This is a genomic window from Streptomyces sp. NRRL B-3229, assembly GCF_000719505.1.
Lineage (GTDB): Bacteria > Actinomycetota > Actinomycetes > Streptomycetales > Streptomycetaceae > Streptomyces > Streptomyces griseorubiginosus.
Genome location: NZ_JOGP01000019.1, coordinates 95987 through 119228, shown reverse-complemented (window position 1 = coordinate 119228; position 23242 = coordinate 95987). Strand labels below are relative to the sequence as shown.

Sequence of the window (23242 nt, the reverse complement as noted above, 5' to 3'; positions counted from 1 at the left end):
CGGAGAGGAGCGTTCATTGGCCCGCCAGTGGTCTCGCAGGAAGTTCGTGGTCTACTCGCTCGCCGCGTCCACGCTGACCGTCGCCGCGCCGCTCGGCTGTGACGCGGCGCCGGCGGAAGGCGCCGAGCCCACCGCGCCGTCGCCGCGCCGCTCCTCCGACGTCCTGGTGACCGGCGCCGACGAGGAGATGCTGGTCCTCGAAGTCACCGAGGCCAACAAGGTCGTCGTACGACTGCCGCGCGTCGAGGTCGGCCAGGGCGTCACCACCGCGGTCGCCATGATGATCGCCGAGGAGCTGGACGCCCGGATCGCCGACGTCGAGATCCCGCTCGCCGGCGCCCGTTCCCGGGGCAACCAGTTCACGGGCGGTTCGAGCTCGGTGAGTTCGCTGTACGGTCCGGCCCGTGAGCTGGCCGCCCTGGCGCGCGCCAAGCTGGTGACCGCGGCGGCCAGGCAATGGCGTCTTCCCGCGCGGTTCCTGTACACGAGGAACACCCGGGTGTTCGCACCGGACGGGCGGTCGGCCACCTTCGGTTCGCTGACCGCGAGCGCCGCCCGGATCACCCGGCCGACCGTGTCGAGCCGACCCAAGCCCGCATCCCGGCACCGTGTGATCGGGCGACCGACGACCCGGATCGACGCCCGTGACATCGTCACCGGCAAGGCCGAGTACGCCGGGGACCTTGCGGTGGCCGGGGCGAAGCCGACCGTGGTGGCCCGGCCGCCGACGCTCGGCGGGAAGCTCGTCTCGGTCGACTCCCGGGCGGCACGCGCGATGCCCGGCGTCCACGCCGTCGTCAAGGCCGCCGGCGGGGTCGCCGTCGTGGCGGACTCCTTCCACCACGCCTTCCAGGCGCGGGACGCCCTGCGGATCACCTGGGCACCAGGTCCGCTCGCGTCGCTCTCCGATGCCGAGATCCGCTCGCGGCTGCGGGCCGCCGTCCCACGGCTCGGCACCCCGCCGCGCGGATCGACGCAGACGGAGGGCGAGTTCGAGTTCGCGTTCGTCAGCCACGCCCCCATGGAGGTGCTGACGGCGGTCGCGGACGTGCGCACGGACCGCGCCGAGATCTGGTTCTCCTCGCAGACGCCGATGGACGCGCGGGACAGCATCGCCTCGGCGGTCGGGCTGCCCGCTGCGAAGGTGAAGGTCCATGTCATACGGGGCGGCGGTTCCTTCGGCCGACGGCTGAACCACGACGCCGCGATCGAGGCGGCCCTGATCTCGAAGGCGGCACGCCGGCCGGTCAAGCTGATGTGGAGCCGCGCCGACGACATCCGGCACGGCCGGATGCGCCCTGCGAGCCACCACCGGATCCGGGCCAGCCACGCGGGGGGCAGGGTGGTGGCGTTCAGCCATGTGATGGCCTCCGTGAGCGAGTCCTACGAGGGGACGAGCCTCCTTTCCGCTCAGGGGGGTGCCGGCAACGCGGTGGTACCTGCCTTCGCAACCGCGGCCGGCCCGCTGCCCAGCGACGACGGCCTGTACAACTTCGGCCGGGTGTCCGGGGACTCGGGATCGGTCGACCTGGCCATCCCTCTCGGCGCCTGGCGGTCGGTGGACTCGGGGACGATGCGGGCCGCGGAGGAGATCGTCGTCGACGAGGTCGCCAGGAGCCTGGGGAAGGATCCGGTCGCCTTCCGGCGCACCACCCTCAGGAACAAGTCCGTCAAAGCCGTGCTCGACAAGGTCGCGGCCGCCGGTGACTGGGGCCGGACCCTGCCGGCGGGCCGGGCACAGGGCGTCGCCGTCCACGAGGAGTACGGCTCCTGCGTGGCCTGCCTGGTCGAGATCGACGCCGGCGACCCGAAGAACCCCCGGGTGACCAGGGTGGTGATGGCCGCCGACGTCGGTACGGCCGTCAACCCGCGCGGGCTGGAGGCCCAGCTCATGGGCACCGCGATCGACGGCATCTCCACCGTCCTGACGGCCGGTCTGCACATCGACCGGGGCGCCGTCCGCGAGAGCAGCTACGCCGACTTCCGCTACGCCCGCCAGCGGCACGCCCCGCTGCGCTTCGAGGCGCACATCATGCCCTCCCGGCGGGAACCGGGCGGGGCGGGCGAACTCGGTGTTCCGGCCGCGGCCGGCGCCGTCGCCAACGCCTACGCCCGGGCGACCGGGACCAGGCCCCGCCGCTTCCCGCTCCACTTCTGACCGACCTCCGAAAGCCCGACCTCCGAAAGCCCGACCTCCGAAAGCCCGACCTCCGAAAGCCCGACCTCCGAGAACCCCGTCTCCGAGAACCCCGTCTCCGAGAACCCCGTCTCCGAGAACCCGACCTCCGAAAAGGGTGCTGATGCCGTCGTACTCCTTCCTCCTCAACGGGAAGCCGGTCACCGTCGAAGCCCCGTCCGACATGCCCCTGTTGTGGGTCCTGAGGGATCTGCTGAACGTCACGGGACCCAAGTACGGCTGCGGAGTCGGTGTCTGCCGTGCCTGTACGAGTCACCTCGACGGCGAGGAGATCCAGCCCTGTGTCGTGCGGGTCGCGGACTGCGCGGACCGGCAGGTCACCACGATCGAAGGCCTGGCCGACGGCGACCGGCTGCACCCCGTGCAGCAGGCGTGGCTCGACTGTGACGTCGCGCAGTGCGGCTTCTGCCAGCCCGGCCAGATCATGGCCGCGGTGGCCCTGCTGAAGAAGACGTCCCACCCGACGGACGCCGACATCGACGGCATCGAGAACGTCTGCCGTTGCGGCACCTACTCCCGGATCCGCGAAGCGATCAAGAAGGCCGCGGCGCAGGGCTGACGGTCGGCCGAGCGTGCGTTGCGCGGCCGGAGGCCGGCGCACCTGGCTCGGTGCGGACGGCGGCCTCCTGGCACACTGTCGCCTCGACATGTCGGCAGGGCGAGGGGACGGGTGGGCGGAGTGCGCTCGCGGGACACTCGGGAACGGCCGGACGTCGCCGTCGTCGCGGCGGCCCGGGACGGGGACCGGCAGGCCGCGGAACAACTTGTCGGGGACTGTCTGCCGTTGGTCTACAACATCGTCGGACGGGCGCTGCACGGGCACGGCGACGTCGACGACGTGGTCCAGGAGACGATGGTGCGGGTCCTGGACGGTCTGCCCGGACTCGAGCGACCGGACCGGTTCCGGTCCTGGCTCGTGGCCATCACCGTGCGGCAGATACGTGACCGGTGGCGCACCGGGCGCACCTGGCTCACGTCGGAACCCCTGGAGGACGCCGACGCGGGGGAGGCGCAGCCCGACTTCGCCGATCTGGCGATTCTTCGGCTCGCCCTCTCGGGCCAGCGGCGCGAGGCGGTCGAGGCGACCCGCTGGCTGGAGGACGAGGAGCGCGAGGTACTCGCGCTGTGGTGGATGGAGAGCGCCGGTGAACTGACCCGCGGCGAGCTCTCGGCGGCCTGCGGCCTCACACCGAGCCACGCCGCGGTCCGGGTCCAGCGCGTCAAGGAACGACTGGAGACGGCGCGCGCCGTCGTACGGGCCGTGACGGCCTCGCCGCGCTGCCCGGAGCTGGCCCCTGTGCTCGGCTCCTGGGACGGGCGGCCCTCCGGGCTGTGGCGCAAGCGGCTGGCGCGCCACGTCCGGGACTGTCCGACGTGTCTGCGCAGCGGGTCCGACCTGATACCGGCGGAGGGGCTGCTGGCAGGCCTCGCGCTGGTGCCGGTGCCCATCGGTCTGGCCGGCCTGGTACTGGCCCGGATGCCGGCGGCGGGCTCGGCCGGTGCGGGCACCGGGGCGGGCGCCGGTGCGGGCACCCGGACGGCTGCCCGTGCGGGCCGTACGACGCGGACCACCGGCAGGCCGGCCGCCAGGACCACCGGCAGGCTCGCCGCCAAGCCCGTGACGGCGGTTGCCGCGACGGCCGTCACGCTCGCGGTCGCCGGAGCGGCCTGGTACGCCGCCACCGGATCGCACGAACCAAGCCCACGGCACGCTGCCGCGGGCGCGCTGTCGCCCGGCACCTCGTCCGTGCGGCCGTCCCCGCGCACCTCCGCCTCACGGACGCCGACCCCGGCTCCGACACCGCCCCGGACGCATGCGCCCGCGCCGAAGGCGGCCTCCGTGACGACCACCGAGCCGCGCTTCGCGGGGCGGCATGTCCTGCGGTCGGTCGACCGGCCCGGGGACTACGCGAGCCAGTCCGACCGGCTGGGCATCCTCGGACCGGTCGGCGCCACCAGCTCCGAGGCCGCTCGGCAGGCGGCGACCTTCACTTTCGTGCCCGGTCTGGCCGACCCCCACTGCTACTCGCTCAAGGACGCCGCGGGCAGGTACCTGCGCCACTACGCCTTCCGCATCCGGCTGGACACCTACGACGCCTCCGCCCTCTTCCGGAAGGACGCCACGTTCTGCCCCCGTGCCGGTTCCACGCCCGGATCGGTCTCCCTGGAGTCGTACAACTACCCGGGCCGCTACCTGCGCCACCGCGACGACCTCCAGCTGTGGCTCGACCCCGCCCAGGACACGGCCGCGTACCGGGCCAGCCGCTCCTTCGTCCTCGCGGCGCCCTGGTCCTGACACCGGGACCGTGAGGATGTCCGATCCCGCCCGGTGCAGCAGAATTGGCGTTATGTCGCTTTTGTTCCTCATGGGAGGCGCTCGTGAAGGATCTCAAGTTCGAGCAGAAGAGCTCACTGTCACGTGTCGAGGCGGCTGACCGCCTGGCCGCGCTTGCCGCTGCGCTGCGAGACGGTGGGGAGGCCGAGGTGGACGTCGGCTCCGGGGCGACGCTGCGTCTGCGGATTCCCGATGACCTGCGCACCGAGGTGGAGGTCGAGGTGGGGGACGGCGAGGTCGAGCTGGAGATCGAGTTCAAGTGGTCGACATCGGGCCGGGCGCCCAGGACCACGCCGTCGCAGCCGGGCGCCACCGCGGAGAAGTCCGCGAACCCCACCGCGGAGAAGTCCGCGAACCCCACCGCGGGGAAGCCCGCGAACCCCACCGCGGGGAAGCCCGCAAGCGCCACCGCCGAGAAGGCCACGAGGAAGAAGAGCGTGCCCGCCAAGTCCGGTCGTAGCGGTACCGGCGCCAGGAGGGCCGGGAGCGGCTGACGGGCAACGGCCGTCGCGTCACACCGGTTCCGGGACGAACGGGTGCAGGTCGTCCATGCCGTCCTGGATGACGCCGTACGTGCTCTCCGGTACCTCGTTCCAGGCGCCGGGCAGGTCGCCCAGGGGTTCGGACACGACGAGGCGGGTGTCGTCGGAGACCTGTTCCAGGAACGCGGCGTCGGGGTGCAGCTTGCGCAGGGTGTCCACGCGGGTGCTGTAGAACAACGACCGCGACCGGCCCTGGCTCGAGTAGCGGAAGGCCCATACGCGTCCGCCGTCGGTCACGCCGATCGTCATCTGGAGCGGGAACTCCACACCGTGCGCGCGGCCGACGCGCTCCACCGCGCCCACCATCCGGGCCACGGCCTCCGGCGGGTTCCGGTCGAGGCCGAAGGTGAGCGCCAGGTAGAACATCACCTCCGAGTCCGTCGTGCCCTCGATGTCCGCGTACAGCTCGGGGGAGACCAGCAGGGTCAGGTCGCGGCGCAGGAGGTGGAAGTCGGCGATGGCGCCGTTGTGCATCCACATCCAGCGGCCGTGCCGGAACGGGTGGCAGTTCGTCTGCTGCACCGCCGTGCCGGTCGTCGCCCTGATGTGGGCGAAGAACAGCGGGGAGCGGACGTGGTCCGCGAGCTCCCTCAGGTTGCGGTTGTTCCACGCGGGGCCCACGTCGGTGAACAGGGCCGGGGTGCCGATGCTCTCCTGCGCGTACCAGCCGACGCCGAAGCCGTCGCCGTTCGTCGTCTCGACCCCCAGTTTGGAGTGAAGGCTCTGGTCGATGAGCGAGTGGGCCGGTCTGTAGAGGATGGTGTCGAGGAGCAGGGGGGTTCCCGAGTAAGCGAGCCATCGGCACATGAACGATCACCTGTGTTCCTGCCCGCGTCCGCGGCCGGAGGTCCTGGTTCTGGTCCGGGTCCCATTTTCGCCTCCTCCCTGCCGCCTCGCCACGCGGACGCGGAAACCGGGCGACCGGGCCGCCAGGACGTCAGAGGCGGAGCCTCTCGCTCGTCGAGTACGAGAGGGGCGTGCCCCGGCATTCCTCAGGGACGCGAGCCGCCTACGCGGTCGGTTTCAAGGACGCCAGGACGCCTCGCACGTCACCCGCGCCCTCGGCCGCCTCCACGATCGCTTCACCGATTGCCATGGAATGATCAAGATTTCTCCATGTCCGCAGGTCTTTTGGAGACCTTTACAGGGATTTTGGATGACCTCACAGGCCGCTCCGCCCATATGGCGATCTTCATGAAATCGTCAATGGCTGACAAGATGCGTCCCCGGTTGGCTGATCTTGAGCGGTCGTCAGGAGTAAGTGGTGCGCAGCGTGTTCAGCGGGGGCCCTCGTGTGTCCGCACCTTGGTTGGCAGGGCTGCTCGCCCTGAGCGTCGCGGTACCGGCCGTCCTGGTCATGGGCGTTCCGGCGGCGTCCGCCCTCCCGACGTCCGCGGCCGCGCCCGCGAAGGGCACAGGGCCGGCCCAGGCCCCCGACGAGAAGTCCGCGCGGCTCACCGCCACGCTGCTGGGCCGGAGGGTCGAGATCCTCTCCGAGCGGACGGCGGACGAGTCGGTCTACGCCAACCCGAACGGTACGACCACGGCCGAGGCGTACGCCGGCCCCGTGCGCGTCAAGCAGGCGGACGGCACCTGGCGCACGGTCGACACCGACCTCACCGACGTCGGCGCCCACCTGGAACCGCAGGTCTCCCCGGCGGACGTCACGGTCTCGGACGGCGGTGACAAGGCCCTTGTCTCGGTCACCCGCGGCAGCAAGGTCTTCGGCCTGGACTGGCCGGACAGACTGCCGGCCCCCACGGTGGACGGGGACACCGCCTCCTACGACGTCGGGGACGACGCCACGCTCACCGTCAAGGCCCTCGCCCAGGGCTTCGAGCAGTCGGTCGTCCTGGACAAGGCGCCCACCGAACCCGCCGTCTACCGAATACCGCTGCACACCGACGCCCTGACGCTCTCCCAGGCCGACTCCGGGCACCTGCTGCTGAAGGACACCGACGGCAAGCCGGTGGCCGAGGCCCCGGCGCCGATGATGTGGGACTCCAGCAAGGACAAGGCATCGGGGGAGCCGAAGCACCGGGCCCGGGTCGCCACGAAGGTCGAGACCGCCGACGACGGTTCCCAGACCCTCGTCCTCACCCCCGACCCGGACTTCCTCGCCGGCGACATCACCTACCCGGTCACCATCGACCCCACCTCGACACTGGCGGTCACCACCGACACCTGGCTCCAGACACCGGACTACCCCGACTCGCAGGTCTCCTCCACGGAGCTGAAGTCCGGCACCTATGACGCGGGCTCGGACAAGGCCCGCTCGTACCTGAAGTTCGACGTGTCGAAGTTCGCCGGCAAGCACATCACCGACACCAACCTCGCGTTGTACTCGTACTACTCGTCGACCTGCTCGACCTCGGGATCCGGCACCACCGTCCGCCGGATCACCTCCTCCTGGTCGTCGTCCTCGGTCACCTGGGCGACCCGCCCCTCGTCCACCGCGACCGGCGCGGTCGTCAACACCGGCGCGCACGGCTACTCCTCGTCCTCCTGCCCGGCCGCCTGGTCCAACTGGGACATCGACGCCATCGTGCAGGCCTGGGCCGACGGTTCCAGCAACTACGGCCTGGTGGTCTACGGCACCGACGAGACCGACTCGACCACCTGGCGCCGCTTCCGGTCCGCGAACTACTCCGACAGCGCCTACGCGCCCAAGCTCACCGTCACCTACAACACCAGGCCCGGCACGCCCACCGCAGTCGCCCCCACGAGCGGCACCGCGACCGCGGACACCACTCCCACCCTTCAGGCCAAGGCCACCGACGCGGACGCCAACACCGTCCGGCTGACCTTCGAGGTCTGGGACAGCACCGGCACCACCCGCAAGGCGAGCGGCACCTCCGCGTACGTCACCTCGGGCAGTACCGCGTCCTGGACGCCCCCGGCGCTCGCCGACGGCACGTACAAGTGGCGCGCCCAGGCCTCTGACGGCACCGACTCCGGCAGTTGGTCCGCCTGGAACACCCTGACCGTCGACAGCAGCGGACCCACCGCCCCGACCGTCACCAGCAGCAGCCACCCCTCCTCGTCGTCCTGGTACTCCACCGGCGACTTCGCCGGCACCCTGGCCGCCTCCGCCCCGAGCGGGGTCGCGGGCTACGCGGTCAGGACGGACCAGTCGCCGACCACCGCGCCCGGCACCACCGTCACCCAGACCGGCACCGCGGTCACCGCGACCGGCAGGGCCGACGGCACCTGGTACGTGCACGCGGCGGCCAAGGGCAACACCGGGCTGTGGTCGGCCACCCGGCACTTCGCCTTCAACGTCGACACCACCGCCCCCGGCGCGCCCACCGGACTGACCTCCGGCACCCACCCGCTCAGCACCAGCGCCTACAACTCCCGTACGGCGTCCTTCTCCTGGACCGCACCCGCAGACCTGTCCGGCGCCGCCGGCTACGCGATCAAGGTGGACACCACCTCCGGGACGCTGCCGGCGACCACCGACGCCTATCAGACCGGCACCGCGTACACGGCCACCGTGAGCGCCGACGGCACCTACTACGCGCACGTCCGGGCCAAGGACAAGGCGGGCAACTGGTCGGCGAACGCGGCCCAGTTCAAGTTCACCGTGGACACCACCCTGCCCGCCGTCCCCACCGTCGGCTCCGACACCCACCCCGACCAGTCCGCCGCCTACCCCTCCGGCGACTTCCACGCCACCTGGTCCGCGCCGACCGGCGGCGCCACCGCGTACAGCCTGCTGGTGGACGGCAGCGCCACCACCGTCCCGGACACCACGGCCGACACCACGGGCACCGAGTACCGCGTCACCAAGGGCGACGGCACCTGGTACCTGCACATCAGGGCCAAGGACAGCGCCGGGAACTGGGGAGCCACCGCCCACTTCCGGTTCGTCGTCGACTCGACCGCCCCGGCCCCGCCCTCGATCGCCTCCGAGGACTACCCGGCGACCGCCTGGGCCGGCGCGGCCGGCACCCCCGGCCTGTTCACCCTCACCCCGCCGGCGAGCGACGCGGTCGCGCTGCGCTACCGCGTCGACTCCGGCACCACGGTCACCGTCGGCACCGCCGGCGACCCGGCGGAGATACAGGTGACCCCGGCCGCCGAGGGCAGCCACACGATGACCGCCTGGACGGTCGACCTGGCGGGCAACACCTCCTCGGCGACGGTACGGACCTTCCACGTCGGCACCGCCCGGGTCACCTCGCCCGGCAGCGGCGACCGTCCCGCCGCCAGCGTCGAACTCGCCGCCTCCGGACCCTCCGACCTCACCGGCGTCACCTTCGCCTACCGGGTCGGCGAGTCCGCCGCGTGGACCCCCGTACCGGCCTCCGACACGGTCAGGGCGTCCGACGGGTCCGCGGTCGGCTGGCCGGTGGCCATGACCGACGGTGCCTCGCCCCGGCTCGTCTGGAAGGTCACGCACACCCTGACCGCCGACGGGCCGATCCAGATCGCCGCCCTCTTCGACGGGGCCGGCTCGCCTCCCGCGTCCGACCCCGTCGACGTCGTCGTCGACCGCGACGCGGGCGCCGCCGCCACCGCCGAGGTCGGCCCCGGCAACGTCAACCTGCTGACCGGCGACTTCCAGGTGGACGCCACCGACGTCTCCGCCTACGACGTCACCCTCAGCCGTACCGCCAACTCCCGCACCCCCGACGACGGCAGCGAGCCCGACGGACTGGTCTCCCCGTTCGGGCCGCAGTGGACGGTCTCCGGTGTCGCCGAACTGACCTCCGCCGACTACGCCATGGTCCGCACCCCCTCGGCCACCGCCGCCCAGGCAGTCCTCGGCGACGGCACGACCATCGGCTTCACCCTCGCCAAGGACGGCACCTGGACCCCCGAACCGGGCGCCGAGTCCATGGCGTTGACGCTCGACAGGACCAAGGGGGTCGTCACCCTCACCGACAGCGACGGCGGCACCACGACGTTCGCCCGGTCCGCCGCCGACGCCTCGGTCTACCTCGTGCACGCCAGCACCCCCGCACCCGGCGACGCCACGACCTACGTCTACGACACCGTCGGCAGCGGCACTTCGGCGCACCAGCGTCTGGTCCGGATCGTCTCCCCGTCCGCCACCGCCACCACCCCCGCGACCACCTGCGCCACGAACCCCGGCAGCGCCCCCGCGGCCGGCTGTGTGACCGTCGACTTCGGCTACGACACCACGACGACGGCCGGCTCCGGCTCCCTCGGCACCTACAGCGGCCGTCTCCACTCGGTCACCGCCTGGTCGCCCACGCCGTCCGTTGGCCCCCCGGGCGCCCGGGTGCTCGCCACCTACCGCTACGACGACAAGGGCCGGCTGCGCCAGGCCGTCGTCGCACAGAGTGCCTCGGCGACCTCGACGACGTCCTACGGCTACGACGACGCCGGCCGCGTCACCACCCTGACCCCGCCCGGCGAACTCCCCTGGACCCTTGCCTACGGCAGCGCCGGGGACAGTGCCACCGCGGATCCTGGCATGCTGCTGAGCGCCTCCAGGCCCACCGTGACCGCGGGTTCGCAGAGCGACATCGGCGGTGTGGCCACCACCTCCGTGGTCTACGCCGTGCCCACCAGTGGCATCGCCGCCCCCTACGCCCTCGGCGCCGCCGCGGTGGCCTCCTGGGGCCAGTCGGTGGTGCCCACCGACGCCACGGCCGTCTTCCCGCCCAGCCAGACACCGTCCGACCACACGGGCGCGGGGCATCTGACGGCCGGTGACTACGGCCGGGCCACCGTCCACTACCTCGACGCCTCCGGCCGGGAGACCGACACCGCCGAACCCGGCGGCGACATCGCCGGCACCGACTACGACGCCCACGGGAACCCGGTCCGCACCCTGACCGCCGCCAACCGACGGCTCGCGCTCGGCGGGGACGACGTCCAGGACCGTCTGGACGAGCTGGGCCTGTCCGCGCTGACCACCGCCGAGCGGGCCGACCTGCTGTCGGACACCACCGTCTACGACCAGGACGGCGTCAACCAGCTGGAGACGCTCGGACCGCTGCACCCCGTCACCCTCTCCGGTGGCGTCCCGGCCTCCGGCGGCATGCCCGCCCTCGACGCGGCAACCGTGGTCGCCGCCCGCACCCACACCGTCAACCACTACGACCAGGGGCGGCCCACCGACGGCACCGCGGTGGTGAAGAACCTCCTCACCTCCCGCACCACCGGCATCCGCATCCCCGGCTACCTCACCGACGCCGACACGGCCACCGACAGCACCACCTACGACTGGACCCGCGGCAGCCAGCCCGCGACCACCACGGACGCCCTCGGCAGGAAGACCTCCTACACCTACGACGGTTCCGGACGCCTGACCCGCACCGCCTTCCCGGACGGCACCGAGACCTCGACGGCGTACAACGACCTCGGCCTGCCGAAGAGCGGCACCGACCAGCTCGGGCACACCACCACGTACGCGTACGACCAGGCCGGCGACAAGATCTCGGAGACCAGCCCGGGCGGCCGCACCACCACCTACACCTACGACAGCGCGCACAACGAGCTGACCGAGACTTCCCCGGCCGGCAACGTGACGGGCGCCGACCCGGCCGCGCACACCACCACGTTCACCTATGACGCGGCCAACCGCGAGCTCACCCGGACGGACCCGCTGGGCCACACCGAGTCCAGCGTCTACGACGACACCGGACAGCTGCTGAGCAGCACCGACGAGTCCGGCGCCGTCACCGGGTACACCTACGACGGCAGCGGACGGGTGCTCACCGAGACCGACCCGATGGGCCGGGTGACCTCGCACACCTACGACGCCGTGGGCAACGAGACCGCCACCGTCGAGCCCGGCGGCGGCGCCACCACCCGTACCTTCGGCCCCGGCCACGACGTCCTGTCGATGACCACCCCGGCCGGCAACGTCCCCGGTGCCGACGCCGAGACCAAGCGGGTCAACACGGTCCTGTACACCTACGACGAGGCGGGACTCCAGGTCCGCCAACGCCAGGTGGACCCCCAGAACACCGACCAGTACCTCGACACCGTCACCGCCTACGACGGGCAGGACCGCAGCGTCGCCGTCACCGACCCGCTCGGCGACACCTCGACCACCGCCTACGACGCCCTCGACCACGTGCTGAAGCAGACCGACGCCGGTGGCGCGGCGACCACCTACACCTATGACGAGCTGGGCCGGGTCACCCGGCAGAGCTCCACGGTGACCACGACCAACACCTACGACGGCGTGGGCCGGCTCGTCCGTACCGTCACGGGCGGCGGTTCGACCACCACGTACACCTACGACGAGGACGGCCGGCGCCTGTCCATGGTCGATCCTCGTGGCAGGACCACCACCTACTCCTACGACGCCGACGGCGACCGGACCAGGGTGACCGATCCGCTCGGCCGGTCGACCGCCTCGGACTACGACGCCCTCGGACACCTCACGAAGTCCACCGACCCGGCCGGCGACAGCACCGCCTACGCGTACACCCCGGTCGGCAAGGTCGCCGAGGTCACCGACCCGGAGGGCGCGGTGACCGCCTACACCTACGACAAGTCCGGCGCACTCCTCACCACGAAGAACCCCAGGGGCCGTACGCAGACCTTCGGTTACGACCCCACCGGCCGTCTGAGGACCGCCACCACCCCCAGCGGCCGGACCACCACCTACACCTACGACATCAGCGGCCGGCTCACCGACAAGGCACTGCCCGGCGGCACCGTCCACTACGGCTACGACAGCCTCGGCCGGGCCACGTCCGTCACCCACAGCGACAGCAGCGACGACCTCGCCTACGTCTACGACGGTGCCGACCGCCCCGTCGTCACCGTCCAGACGTCGACCGACTCCACCGTCACCTCCACCGCGACCCAGTACGACGCGGCGGGCCGGATCACCTCGGTGAACCGGGCCGGTGCCGCCTTCGCCTACGCACGCGACGCACGGGGCCGGATCACTGAGCGCGACCTGCCGGACGGCCGCAGCCAGAGCTACGCCTACGGCGACGACAACCTGCTCTCCAGCACCACCCTCACCACCCCCTCCGGCACCACCGCGAAGGTCGACTACACCTACGACGCCGCGGGCAACCCTCTCACCACCACCCGCCAGAACGGCCCGACGACCACCCGCGCCTACGACGCGGCCGGCGAACTCACCTCCCTGACCCACACGAAGGGCGGCTCCACCCTCACCCGGTACGACGTCACCTGGAACGACGCCGGCAGCCCCGCGACCCTCACCACCACCCGCGGCTCGACGGCCGCCACCACCCTGTACGGCTACGACCGTTCCGGCCGGCTCACCAAGGAGTGCTCACCCGCCTCCGGCACCACCTGCACGTCGTCCGCGCCCGCCACCACGTACACGTACGACGGCAACGGCAACCGCACCACCATGACCAGGAACGGTGTGGCGACGACGTACGGCTACGACACCGACGACCACCTCACCAGCGAGTCCACCGGCGCCGCCGCCACCGCCTACACCTACGACGCGAACGGCGGCCTCGCCTCCGAGACCACCGGGGCCGGCAAGCGGACGTACACCTACGGACTGGACGGCAACCTCCAGACGGTGACGCTCGCCGACGGCCGTACCGTCTCCTACGGCTACGACGAGACCGGAGACCGCGTCAGCCGTACCGTCGCCGGCAGCACCGACGCCACCTGGACCTGGGACACCGTGGACCAGCTCGCCACCCGGGTGGCCGAGAACGACAGCGGCGGCAGCGCCGTCCACCAGTGGTGGTCCGACCCGGCGAACTCGCTGGGCACCGCGGCCGCCGACACCGGCGCGGGCACGGGCACCTTCACCTGGCTGCTGGACGACCCGAACGGCACGATCGAGGACACCGCCACCTCGGCCGGGGTCACCGGCACCGCGACCTTCGACGCCTTCGGCGAGCCGACCGGCACCAGCGGCGGTTACGCGACCGGCAACCCGCTGCGCTTCCAGGGCCAGTACCTCGACTCGGTCACCGGTCTGTACGACATGCGCGCCCGCGACTACGACAGCGGCACCGGCCGCTTCACCGCCGTGGACCCGCTGCCCGCCACGGAGGGCACGGCCTACGCCGATCCCTACGACTACGCCCTCGACCGTCCCACCGTCCTCAGCGACCCCACCGGCGAGTACCCCGGCTGCGGGACCTGCAAGGACACCGAGGACCGAAAGTACAAGAAGGAGCGGCCCACCTCGCACGACCAGGTCATCTTCAACCGCATGGCCAACGTCTCCCGGGGTCTCGCGTACCACGGCTGGGACAATGCCTATGCTCTTCTGGACCACTGGCTCGACAACGTCGGAACCACCTTCAACCTGCACCCCTCCAGCATGCTCAAGGAGATCCCCCGCTTCCGGCACGACGTACGCGCCTACCTCGACGGCAGGAAGCGCGGGGTGTTCGACTCGGGCTGGAGGAAGACCCATGCCGACTACAGCGGCAAGTGGAAGACCCTGGACTGGTACTACGCCCTCAACCACTTCCAGTGGCGGGCGGACGGCTCGCTCCAGACCAAGTACGGGTTCACCTACAACCTGAGGGTCAGGAAGCGTTACGACTGGGGCGTTCCCAGTGAGCACCGGGCGAATCTGAAGATCAGCATCCCCGGGGTGCTCAGCTACGACATCGCCCAGCCCGAGATCGCCCATCTGCACACCGTCGGACTCGCCCGGGACTACAACGTCCGGGGAACGTCCAAGATGAGGAAGAAGCCGTGATGACACAGACCGTGCGCCAGGAGCGGGAGAAGCGGCTGCCCGTCGCGCTCCTCGTGGTGGCCTGCTGTGTGCTCCTGCTGGTCGCCGGGGCGATCGTGGCGGTACCGCTCGGGTTCTTCGGCCTCAGGGATGACGCGCCGCCGAAGGCCCCGCAGGGGAAGCAGGGGATCCCCGCCGCCACGGTGCAGAAGGCCTTCCGGCTCACCGTGCCGGCCGGTGCCAGGGCAGGCTCCTACCTGGTGGTCCCAGGTGACGGCAGTGCGGACAGCGGCCAGGATCTCTACCTGCGCTTCCGCACCACCCCCGCGGGCCTCAAGGAGTTCCTGACCTCCCTGGGCAAGACCACCGGGGACCTGGTCGCCGGCGACGCCGACCTCGACCAGGACGACATCGACTCCGTCGGACTGCCTTGGAAGATCGGCCCTGAGGACCACCTCGCCGGCCTCTCCGCGGACCTCCCCGAACAGGGCGACACGGTCGGAACCGCTCTGCTCACCGTGGACGAGACGGACGCTGCGACCCCGCTGGTCTACGCCCACGTGACCGTCTAGAACCGTGCCGCATCGGTCGCGAGTCGGAGGAGTGCGGCGGTGTTCGGGCGGGGCAGGTGAACGGTGAGGAGGGCTCGGTCCGGGTCCCAGCGCGTGGTGCAGTCGGAGGTCGTGGGGAAGAGGACGACCGGGCCCGGGTGGCTGCCCCGCAGGTGGGGGAGGGGGATGGTGAGGTCGGCGGGGGCGGATCCGCCGCTGGGCGGCTCCCTGCGCCACACGGTGAGCAGCGTGCCCGCGTCGGTGTGCAGGCCCTGCGTGATCCAGGAGTCCTCCCAGCCCGGCAGACCGAGGGGCCAGAAGGGCTGGGCGTCCCGGATCTCCCGCCGGATGTCCCGGTAGACGGAGATCGCCGAGCGGACGAGGGCGAACTGTTCGGCGCTCATGAGGTTGAGGAAGCCGGAGAGGTGGACACGGCCGAGCAGCGCGCCGGTGAGGGTGAAGGCGACCTCGTCCGCGCTGAAGTGCGGCTGCGGATAGGCCCACACCGCTGCCTGTTCCGGTGTCACGGCGGTCGGTGCCGCCGCGGCGATCGGCGGGTAGCGCAGGAAGTCCTGCTGGTCGCTGGTGGACTGCACCTGGGCCAGGGCCAACTGCGCGTAGTCCATGCGCAGTCCGCCGGACCCGCAGTTCTCCACGACCAGACCGGGGTGCCGGTCCAGGATCGAGGCCAGCCAGTCGAGATGGGCGCGGTGGTGTCCCAGCAGGCCCGCTCCCGGGCTCTCGGGGCCGTTCTCCGTGCCGGGGCCGATGTTGATGTTGTAGTCGAGTTTGAGGTAGCCGACTCCCCAGTCGTCGACCAGCCGGTCCACCACCTCGTCGAGGTGGGTACGCGCGGCCGGGTGGCGCAGGTCCAGGTGGTGGCGCCCGTGCTCGGTGACGCGCAGCCCCCCGCGCCGGAAGAACGCCTCGTCGGGCAGGGCGCGGGCAAGCGGGCTGCGGACGCCGACGACCTCCGGTTCGAGCCAGAGCCCCGGGGTCATCCCGTGGCTGCCGATCGTGTCGAGGAGCTTCGGCAGCCCGCCCGGGAAACGGTTCGGAGCGGGCTCCCACGCTCCCACGGCGTCCCACCAGCCCTGCGCGTCGTCGTCGTACCAGCCGGCGTCGATGACGAACACCTCCGCGCCGGCGGCGGCCGCGGACTCGATCAGGGGCAGCAGCCGCTCGGTGGTGGGGTCGCCCATGAGGGTGTTCATGTAGTCGTTGTAGATCACCGGCAGCGCGTGCAGGTCGGGGTGGTCGCGGCGGAGGCTCCGGCGGTAGTCCGTCAGGGTCCCGAAGGCGGCGTCCAGGCCACCGGTCTCCGCCCGCACGAGGACGGCCGGCACGGTGGTGAACTCCTGGCCGGGGGCGAGGGTGTGCCACCACTGGTGATGGGCGTCGTCGGGGCCGAACAGGGCGACGTACGCGGCGCCTTCGCGCTCACCGGTCTCGAAGCGCCAGCCGGCGCTGGACTCGATCTGCCACAGCCAGGCGCGGCCGTCCCGGTCGGTCAGGGCGGCGACGGGCAGGTGGCGGCCGGTGGACCAACCGCCCTGCGAGTACCGCTCGAAGCAGCCGCGGCCCTCGTGACCGTGGGCGGACCTGCTCAACGGGACGACCTGGTCGCGGAAGGGAGCCTGACGCCAACGGCATTCGGCGAGCCAGTCGTTGTCCGCCCAGTGCAGGGTGAGGCCGTCGAGGGCGCCTTCGGCGATACCGCCGAGGGTCAGAGTGCTCACGCTCTCCAGCCGGACCGGTGCGCGGCCCTCGTTGACCAGCCGCACCCGGGCCCTGAGGAAACCGGCGGGGGCGGGGCGGGTCCGCGGATGGGGGGAGGGGCTTTGCGGGGGAGCGGAGGGGTCTTCCGAGTCGGCCGACTGCGTTACGCCCCCCGGCGCCTCACCAGCCCGCCCCGCATCACCGGCCGGACCCGCCCCTGCAAGAACCGCCCCCGCAGAGCCCGTCCCGCCCGAGCTCCCCGCCCCCGTCTCCAGCAGAACCTCAGCCACCAGCCCGGTCACCGCGTCCGTCAGCCGGATCGTCGTCCGCTTCCCGCCGCCCGCCAGCTCGACCGTCTCGTGGTCGCGGTAGGCCAGCCGCTCGCCGATGGCCGTCTCGATGAAGCGCTCGCCCGACCACAGGCGCCCGTGTCCCGTCGCCGTGATCTCCACCAGGGGGACGAGACAGGCCGTGTCCTGGTCGGGTCTGCCCAGTCTCACCGAGCCGGTGGTGTCCACCACGGCATGCAGTCCGAGTTCCGGGCACGCCCAGATACGGGATCGCTCGGCAACGGCAGCGGTCAACGTGATTCCCCTTCCGGGACGGTTCGGCTCCGCGAGGCTCGGCGTTCACGGTCGCAAGACCGACCCCAATGTGACCGCTCACAATCCTGGCATGCGAGTGACCGGTCACACAACACCCCTGGCCCCGGGATGAAGATCGTCGCCCGCTTCCGCCATGGGGGCATAAGTCCCCGATCGGCCCCGATCATCCCCCGACCGCCTTCCCGTCCCTCGCGGTCCCGCCAGAGCATGTCACGTGATTCATGACCGTCAAGGGTCTTGCCCCCGAAGGGGCCGTCATGCGAGTGTCCGGGCGATGGTTACGTAACCATGGCCGGTTTGCGCGGATCTGGGGCGTTCGTTCACGGACTCTCCGGCTCGTCGATGGCTCGGCTCAGGTGGCGAACCCGCACCCCGCACAAGCATTTCCCGTCACTGGAGACGACATGACCGAGACCCGGACGAGGTCGAGAAGACTGGCCAGCGTGCTCATGGCCGGCTTCGGCGCGACACTCATGGTGCTGACCGCCCCCGCCCTCACCCAGCCGGCCACCGCCGCCCCGGCCGCCCGGCCCGCCTCGGTCAAGCCCGCTCCGAAGGGCGGCACCAGTGACTTCCGCGGAGTCAACTGGGCGGACCCGCGGGACAACTACGCCAGTGACGCCGTGGTGCCCAGCGGCCTGAAGGTGACCGACAGCTACCGCACCGTGTACCGCACGACGGAGAAGATGGTGCGCGGCTTCAGGAAGAACCTGGGCGCCAACACGCTCCGCCTGCCGATCAACCCGGCGAGCGTGGGCACCACTTGGTGGAAGTCGTACCGGGCGACGATCGACGCGGCCACGGCCCAGGGCGACAAGGTCGTCGTCAGCTACTGGGAGGCCGACACCAGCAAGGACGGCCTGGTCGACGACCCGGCCACCTGGAACACCATGTGGGACACCGTGGTGCGGGCGTACCGGAACAACCCGCGGGTCTACTTCGAGCCCATGAACGAGCCGCACGGCTACACCCTGGACCAGTGGGTCTCCGTCACCAGCGGCTGGCTGGCCCGGCACAAGGACGTCCCGCGCGGCCGTGTCGTGATCAGCGGTACCGGCTACAACGACAACGTCACCGGTGTCGGCGCCGCCCGCGCCCTGAAGGGGACGCTGCTGTCGCTGCACTTCTACGGCTACTGGGCCAGCCACACCACGCAGGCCGACTGGACCGCCGACCTCGAGGCGCGGATCGGCGCGTACGCCGGCCGGACCGTCATCGACGAGGCCGGTTCCCCGATGACGATCGGCCTCAACTACGGCGCCTGGAACGGCAACGTGTACACGTCCTACCTGGCGGCCGTGGCCAACACCGCCCGCAGCAAGGGCATGGGCCTGGTGTACTGGCCGGGACTGCGGTTCGGGGACGCCTACTCGATCGAGTCGCTGGACGCCGACGGCAACCTGGTGGACAACAGCGCCACCGGAGTCGCGCTGCTGCGCTGGGGCTACGGCTTCGGCAAGACCCCGCCCGTGAACGACCTGCCGCCCGCGCCGCCCGGTGAGGTCCTGCGCGGAGTCGGCTCCGACCGCTGCGTCGACGTGCCCGGCTTCAGCACCGCCGACAACACCCAGCTCGACCTCTGGGACTGCAACGGCGGCGGCAACCAGACCTGGAACTGGGACGCGAACAAGCAACTCACCGTCTACGGCAACAAGTGCATGACGCTGGGCGGCAGCGGAGCCTCGGCGGGCGACCCCGTGGTCATCTCCGACTGCACCGGCGCGGCGGCCCAGCAGTGGAACGTCAACGCGGACCTCTCGGTGACCAGCGTCGCGAACCCCGCGCTCTGCCTGGACGCGGCCGGAGCGGGCACCGGCAACGGCACCTCGGTCGACGTCTGGTACTGCAACGGCGGCAGCAACCAGCAGTGGACCAGGAGCTGACCCCGGCACCGTCCGTCGGCCTCGACGGCTGATCCCGCCCCCACCCGTACGGGCCTCGCGAGCACCCTCGCGGGGCCCGTACGCGCGTCCCCCCCCCCGCGTGTGCATCCCTTTCTTTGTCACAGCTTGATCAGGCGTAGCTCCTCGCTTGGGCTCGCCATGGGGATGGGCTGCCTAGGCTTGGCCGACTTCGGGGCCAGGAGGGGGTTTTGATGAGGGTGCGACGGAGATCGATCGCTTTCGCGGGGGTGGGCGCGCTGCTGTCGCTGGCCGCCGCCGGCGGTGCCGCGCAGGCGGCTTCGAGCTCGCTGACGGTCACCACGCTGGGGCGGCACGGGGCCAAGGTCGCGACGACGGTCACGGTCGTCGCCCTGCCGTCCGGGCACACGTACACCGTGCAGTCCGGCAAGCGGCTCAGCCTGCCCGCGGGGCGCTACATCGCGATGACCGACATCTGGGAGCACGGTACGGAGGGTCTGGGCACGGACACCTTCGGCGCGCTGGACCTCAACGTCTCGGGCACCAGGTCGGTGACGCTCGACGCGCGCAAGGGCAAGGCCGTCAAGGTCTCGCTGGACACGCCCGCCGACGTGACCGGCCCGCCGAGAATCAGCGCCCAGCTTTGCGCGGGCGCGGTCGGCGACATGCCCTCCGCCTACAGCGTGATGGGTTGGAACAACGAGGGGTCCCTCTACGCCGTCCCGAACTCCTCCAGGCAGCTCCAGTTCGGGTACCTGGCGCAATGGACGGGCCACGACAGCTACGCTGCGGCGAAGAACACCACGGGCATCCCTGCCGCGCCCGGCGGGTCGTACAAGCGGGCCGGCCTGGCGACGATGCGCTTCGCCGTGCGCAGCGGCACGCAGATGGCCCGGGAGAACGACACCTCGCTCCAGCCGGCGCCGAAGACCGGCGACTGCACGACGTCCCTGAGGACCGATGTCCGCGACGACAACGCCCCGTACAGCTCCACCGTCCATGTGACGCCCGGTACCTGGCAGCCGAGCGACGACGTCGTCGCGGGCAACGGGGAGGACGTCGCCGGTGCGTTCCCGCCGGCCAGGACGCTGAAGGCGGGTCAGAGCTTCACCCAGTCCTTCGGCCGGGCCGCGTGGAGCCCGCTGCACTATCTGCCGGTGACCTGGCAGAAGTCCGTCACCTTCAACCCGGACTCCCTGATCGGTGACCCGGACGTCGGCGTGTTCGGCGCCGACCCGACGAAGGAGACGATGGTCCTCACCAAGGGCAGCGCCACCGTCAGGAAGCAGACCCTGACCAACTGGGGCACGAGTGACGCCGAGTTCTCCGCCGGGATCCGCTCGGCCGGCTGGTACGACCTGACCGTGGACGCTCACCGCTACCGTCCCGGCATCACCTTCCCGGCCGGCATGCTCTCCTCGCGTGTCACCCTCGACTGGCACTTCACGGCGGATCCGGCCAAGTCGATGGTCGCGCCCGTCTTCCTGACCCGTTTCCTGCCCACCGGGCTGAACAGCCGCAACCAGGCCGCGCCGAGCAGCACCACGACCGTCGACGTGAGCGCCGGGCGCGGCTCCCAGGGCCCCGACCTCAGGTTCACCAAGGTCACGGCCAGGGCCGTCAGGGTCTGGTCGTCCGCGGACGGCGGCAAGACCTGGAAGGCGGCCACCGTCGGGCACGCCGGCTCCACCTGGCAGGCCACTGTCCACAACCCGGCCTCCGGCGCCGTGGCCCTGCGCTCCGAGGTGACCGACGCGGCGGGCGACCGCTCGGTGGAGACGGTGTACCGGGCCTACGCCATCGGCTGAGACAGACGTACGGGCCGGGGGTGAGGTGATCCCCGGCCCGTACGGCGTCAGTCCAGGAGCTTCGCCGCCAGGGTCCCCGCGTTGTGCGAGCCCCGTCCCGTGGTGGCCGACAGCGCGGCCAGGAGCGTGGACCTGCCGATCCCCCCGGGGCCGTGGAGGAGCACTCCCGGCGCGGTGCGGGCGGGTCACCCCACCGGTGTCTCCCGCGCCTCCGCCTCCGCCCTGCGCGTCGGCCGCCCCAGCGCCCAGAACAGCACGCCGAGGAGCATGAACCCGACGAGGGGGACGAGCTCGGTCAGCAGGTACTTCCCGCGCTCGGCGTGGCTCCAGCCGTCCGGGGCGTAGGCGGAGCTGAACCAGTTGAAGGGGGCGCCCGGCGCGACCAGTTGCACACAGGCGTACAGGACGAGCGCCGTGAGCACGATGCTGATCAGCAGCGGAGCCGGGGCCCGGTAGGGGCGCGGGACACCGGGGGCCTTGCGGCGCAGCACCGCGAGCGCCGGGAAGATGCCCAGATAGCTGACCAGCGTCGTGGAGACGGCCAGGCCCAGGACCGCGCCGAAGAGCTTCGCCGCGCTGCCGTTCGTCAGTTCGTGGGCCAGCACCAGGACGGCGGTCGAGACCAGGCCGCTGAGCACGTTGACCCGGACCGGGGTGCCGAAGCGGCTGGAGATGACGCCGAGGAAGCGCGGGGCCGCGCCGTCGTACCCGGAGACGGCGAGCGCGCGGTCGGAACCCATCACCCAGGTCACGCCCGAGGACAGCACCGTCAGGATGAACAGGATCGCGGCGAAATCCCCGAGCACGCTGCCCGCCCCGCTCAGGGACGCGGTGCCGTCGCCGGCGACATGGCCGCCGTAGACCGTGAAGACCTGCCGCATCGCGTCGATGAAACCGCCGAGGCCGGAGATGGCCTTGACGGGCAGGACCAGCAGGATGCCGAGGATCGGCAGGGCGTAGAGGAGCACGGAGAGGGCGGCGCTGCGGAAGACGGCGTACGGCACGTCCTTCTGCGCGTCGGTCATCTCGTCGCCCGCGGTGCTGGGCAGTTCGAAGCCGACGAAGTTGAACATCAGGACCGGCACCAGACCGACGAAGCCCGCGTACGTGGGGGAGAAGTCGCCGAGGCCGAATCCGTGCAGGCCGTGCTGGACGCCGTAGACCACGACGGTGACGGTGAACAGGCCGAGCAGGAGGAAGCGGCTCCAGGCGCCGACGGTGGGGATCCACTTGCCGACGTCGAAGGAGAGGATCGCGGCGAGCACGCCCAGCCACACGAACGCCAGGGTGAAGACGTAGAAGGCGGGGGTGCTCAGGTCCTTGCCGTCGTTGAAGAAGGTCGTGTACGCGGTGACGGCCGAGACGGAGAGGGTGCCGCCCAGCCACACCGGATTGGTGATCCAGTACAGGAAGTTGTTGACCGCGCCGGCCAGGCGGCCGAAGGCGCGGCTGGTCCATATGTAGGGGCCGCCCTCGTCGGGGAAGGCGGCGCCGAGTTCGGCGGTGAGCAGCGCCGAGGGGACGAAGAAGACGAGGGCCAGCACGATGAGCCAGGTGAACGCCTCCGCGCCGGAGGAGGCCACCGTGCCGATGGTGTCGACGCCGACGATCGTGCACAGCAGGAAGAACAGGATGTCGAACCGGCCGAAGTGCTTGCGCAGCTTCTGCCGCTCCGACTGGGCTGCCGCCGGCGGGCCGGCCGGCTCTTTGGTCAGGGGGCCAGCGGTCACCAGGGGCTCCTGCGGAATGAGCGGGACAGGCGGGATTCGGCCAATGATCGGGGCCGTCGCACAAGCTCACAAGCGTTCATTGGGAAGTCTTGACCGGATATTGCCGAAAATGGACTGGGATAAGGCTCCGGCGTGCGCCCCCTGCGCGGGTCCGTGTCTCCACATGTCCCCGCCGTGCGGACCGGACCAGGCTTGATCGGGGTCTCTCGGGGGTAGTTGTCCTCCCCCGGGAGTAGCGAGAGGGCGGGCGGTCGTCCCGGGGCGG

Annotated in this window: 11 protein-coding genes; 8 read left to right on the top strand and 3 right to left on the bottom strand. The window is 71.5% G+C overall.

Features of this window, described 5'->3' with window-relative positions; genetic code table 11:
• Nucleotides 1-46: 46 nt before the first annotated feature.
• The 4 genes from IF54_RS0128175 (at nt 47) to IF54_RS0128160 (ending at nt 5026) form a co-directional block, all read left to right on the top strand.
• Complete coding sequence (locus IF54_RS0128175; RefSeq protein ID WP_030323657.1) at nt 47-2158, top strand: xanthine dehydrogenase family protein molybdopterin-binding subunit; 2112 nt, start codon at nt 47-49, stop codon at nt 2156-2158.
• A gap of 142 nt (nt 2159-2300) precedes the next feature.
• Nucleotides 2301-2756 carry a (2Fe-2S)-binding protein gene (locus IF54_RS0128170; protein WP_030323655.1) on the top strand — a complete coding sequence of 152 codons (456 nt, stop codon included), beginning with the start codon at nt 2301-2303 and terminating at the stop codon, nt 2754-2756.
• A 120-nt stretch (nt 2757-2876) separates the two neighbouring features.
• Complete coding sequence (locus IF54_RS0128165) at nt 2877-4493, top strand: sigma-70 family RNA polymerase sigma factor (protein ID WP_030323653.1); 1617 nt, start codon at nt 2877-2879, stop codon at nt 4491-4493.
• An 83-nt stretch (nt 4494-4576) separates the two neighbouring features.
• On the top strand, nt 4577-5026 hold the full coding sequence (locus IF54_RS0128160; RefSeq protein WP_030323651.1) for an amphi-Trp domain-containing protein: 450 nt from the start codon (nt 4577-4579) through the stop codon (nt 5024-5026).
• Nucleotides 5027-5044: 18 nt separating this feature from the next.
• Here the strand turns inward: IF54_RS0128160 and IF54_RS0128155 are convergent, their stop codons facing one another.
• A complete protein-coding gene (locus IF54_RS0128155; protein ID WP_030323648.1) occupies nt 5045-5881 on the bottom strand; it encodes a class II glutamine amidotransferase in 837 nt (278 codons plus the stop codon).
• Nucleotides 5882-6368: 487 nt separating this feature from the next.
• Here IF54_RS0128155 and IF54_RS0128150 point away from each other — a divergent pair, with 487 nt between their 5' ends.
• Both IF54_RS0128150 and IF54_RS0128145 read left to right on the top strand, forming a co-directional pair.
• On the top strand, nt 6369-14723 hold the full coding sequence (locus IF54_RS0128150) for a DNRLRE domain-containing protein (RefSeq protein ID WP_159002221.1): 8355 nt from the start codon (nt 6369-6371) through the stop codon (nt 14721-14723).
• Nucleotides 14723-15274 carry a hypothetical protein gene (locus IF54_RS0128145; RefSeq protein ID WP_030323644.1) on the top strand — a complete coding sequence of 184 codons (552 nt, stop codon included), beginning with the start codon at nt 14723-14725 and terminating at the stop codon, nt 15272-15274. The genes IF54_RS0128150 and IF54_RS0128145 overlap by 1 nt, the downstream gene beginning before the upstream one ends.
• Here IF54_RS0128145 and IF54_RS0128140 read toward each other — a convergent pair.
• On the bottom strand, nt 15271-17556 hold the full coding sequence (locus IF54_RS0128140; RefSeq protein WP_420790633.1) for a glycoside hydrolase family 36 protein: 2286 nt from the start codon (nt 17554-17556) through the stop codon (nt 15271-15273). The two genes, IF54_RS0128145 and IF54_RS0128140, sit on opposite strands and share 4 nt — an antisense overlap.
• A 425-nt stretch (nt 17557-17981) precedes the next feature.
• Between IF54_RS0128140 and IF54_RS0128135 the strand changes: the two genes are divergently transcribed.
• A complete protein-coding gene (locus IF54_RS0128135) occupies nt 17982-19460 on the top strand; it encodes a ricin-type beta-trefoil lectin domain protein (RefSeq protein ID WP_030323639.1) in 1479 nt (492 codons plus the stop codon).
• Nucleotides 19461-19672: 212 nt separating this feature from the next.
• A complete protein-coding gene (locus tag IF54_RS0128130; protein WP_159002219.1) occupies nt 19673-21247 on the top strand; it encodes a hypothetical protein in 1575 nt (524 codons plus the stop codon).
• Nucleotides 21248-21432: 185 nt separating this feature from the next.
• Here the strand turns inward: IF54_RS0128130 and IF54_RS0128120 are convergent, their stop codons facing one another.
• Entirely contained in the window at nt 21433-22977 is a 1545-nt protein-coding gene (locus tag IF54_RS0128120; RefSeq protein WP_030323636.1) for an APC family permease, read from the bottom strand.
• Between the last annotated feature and the right edge of the window lie 265 nt (nt 22978-23242).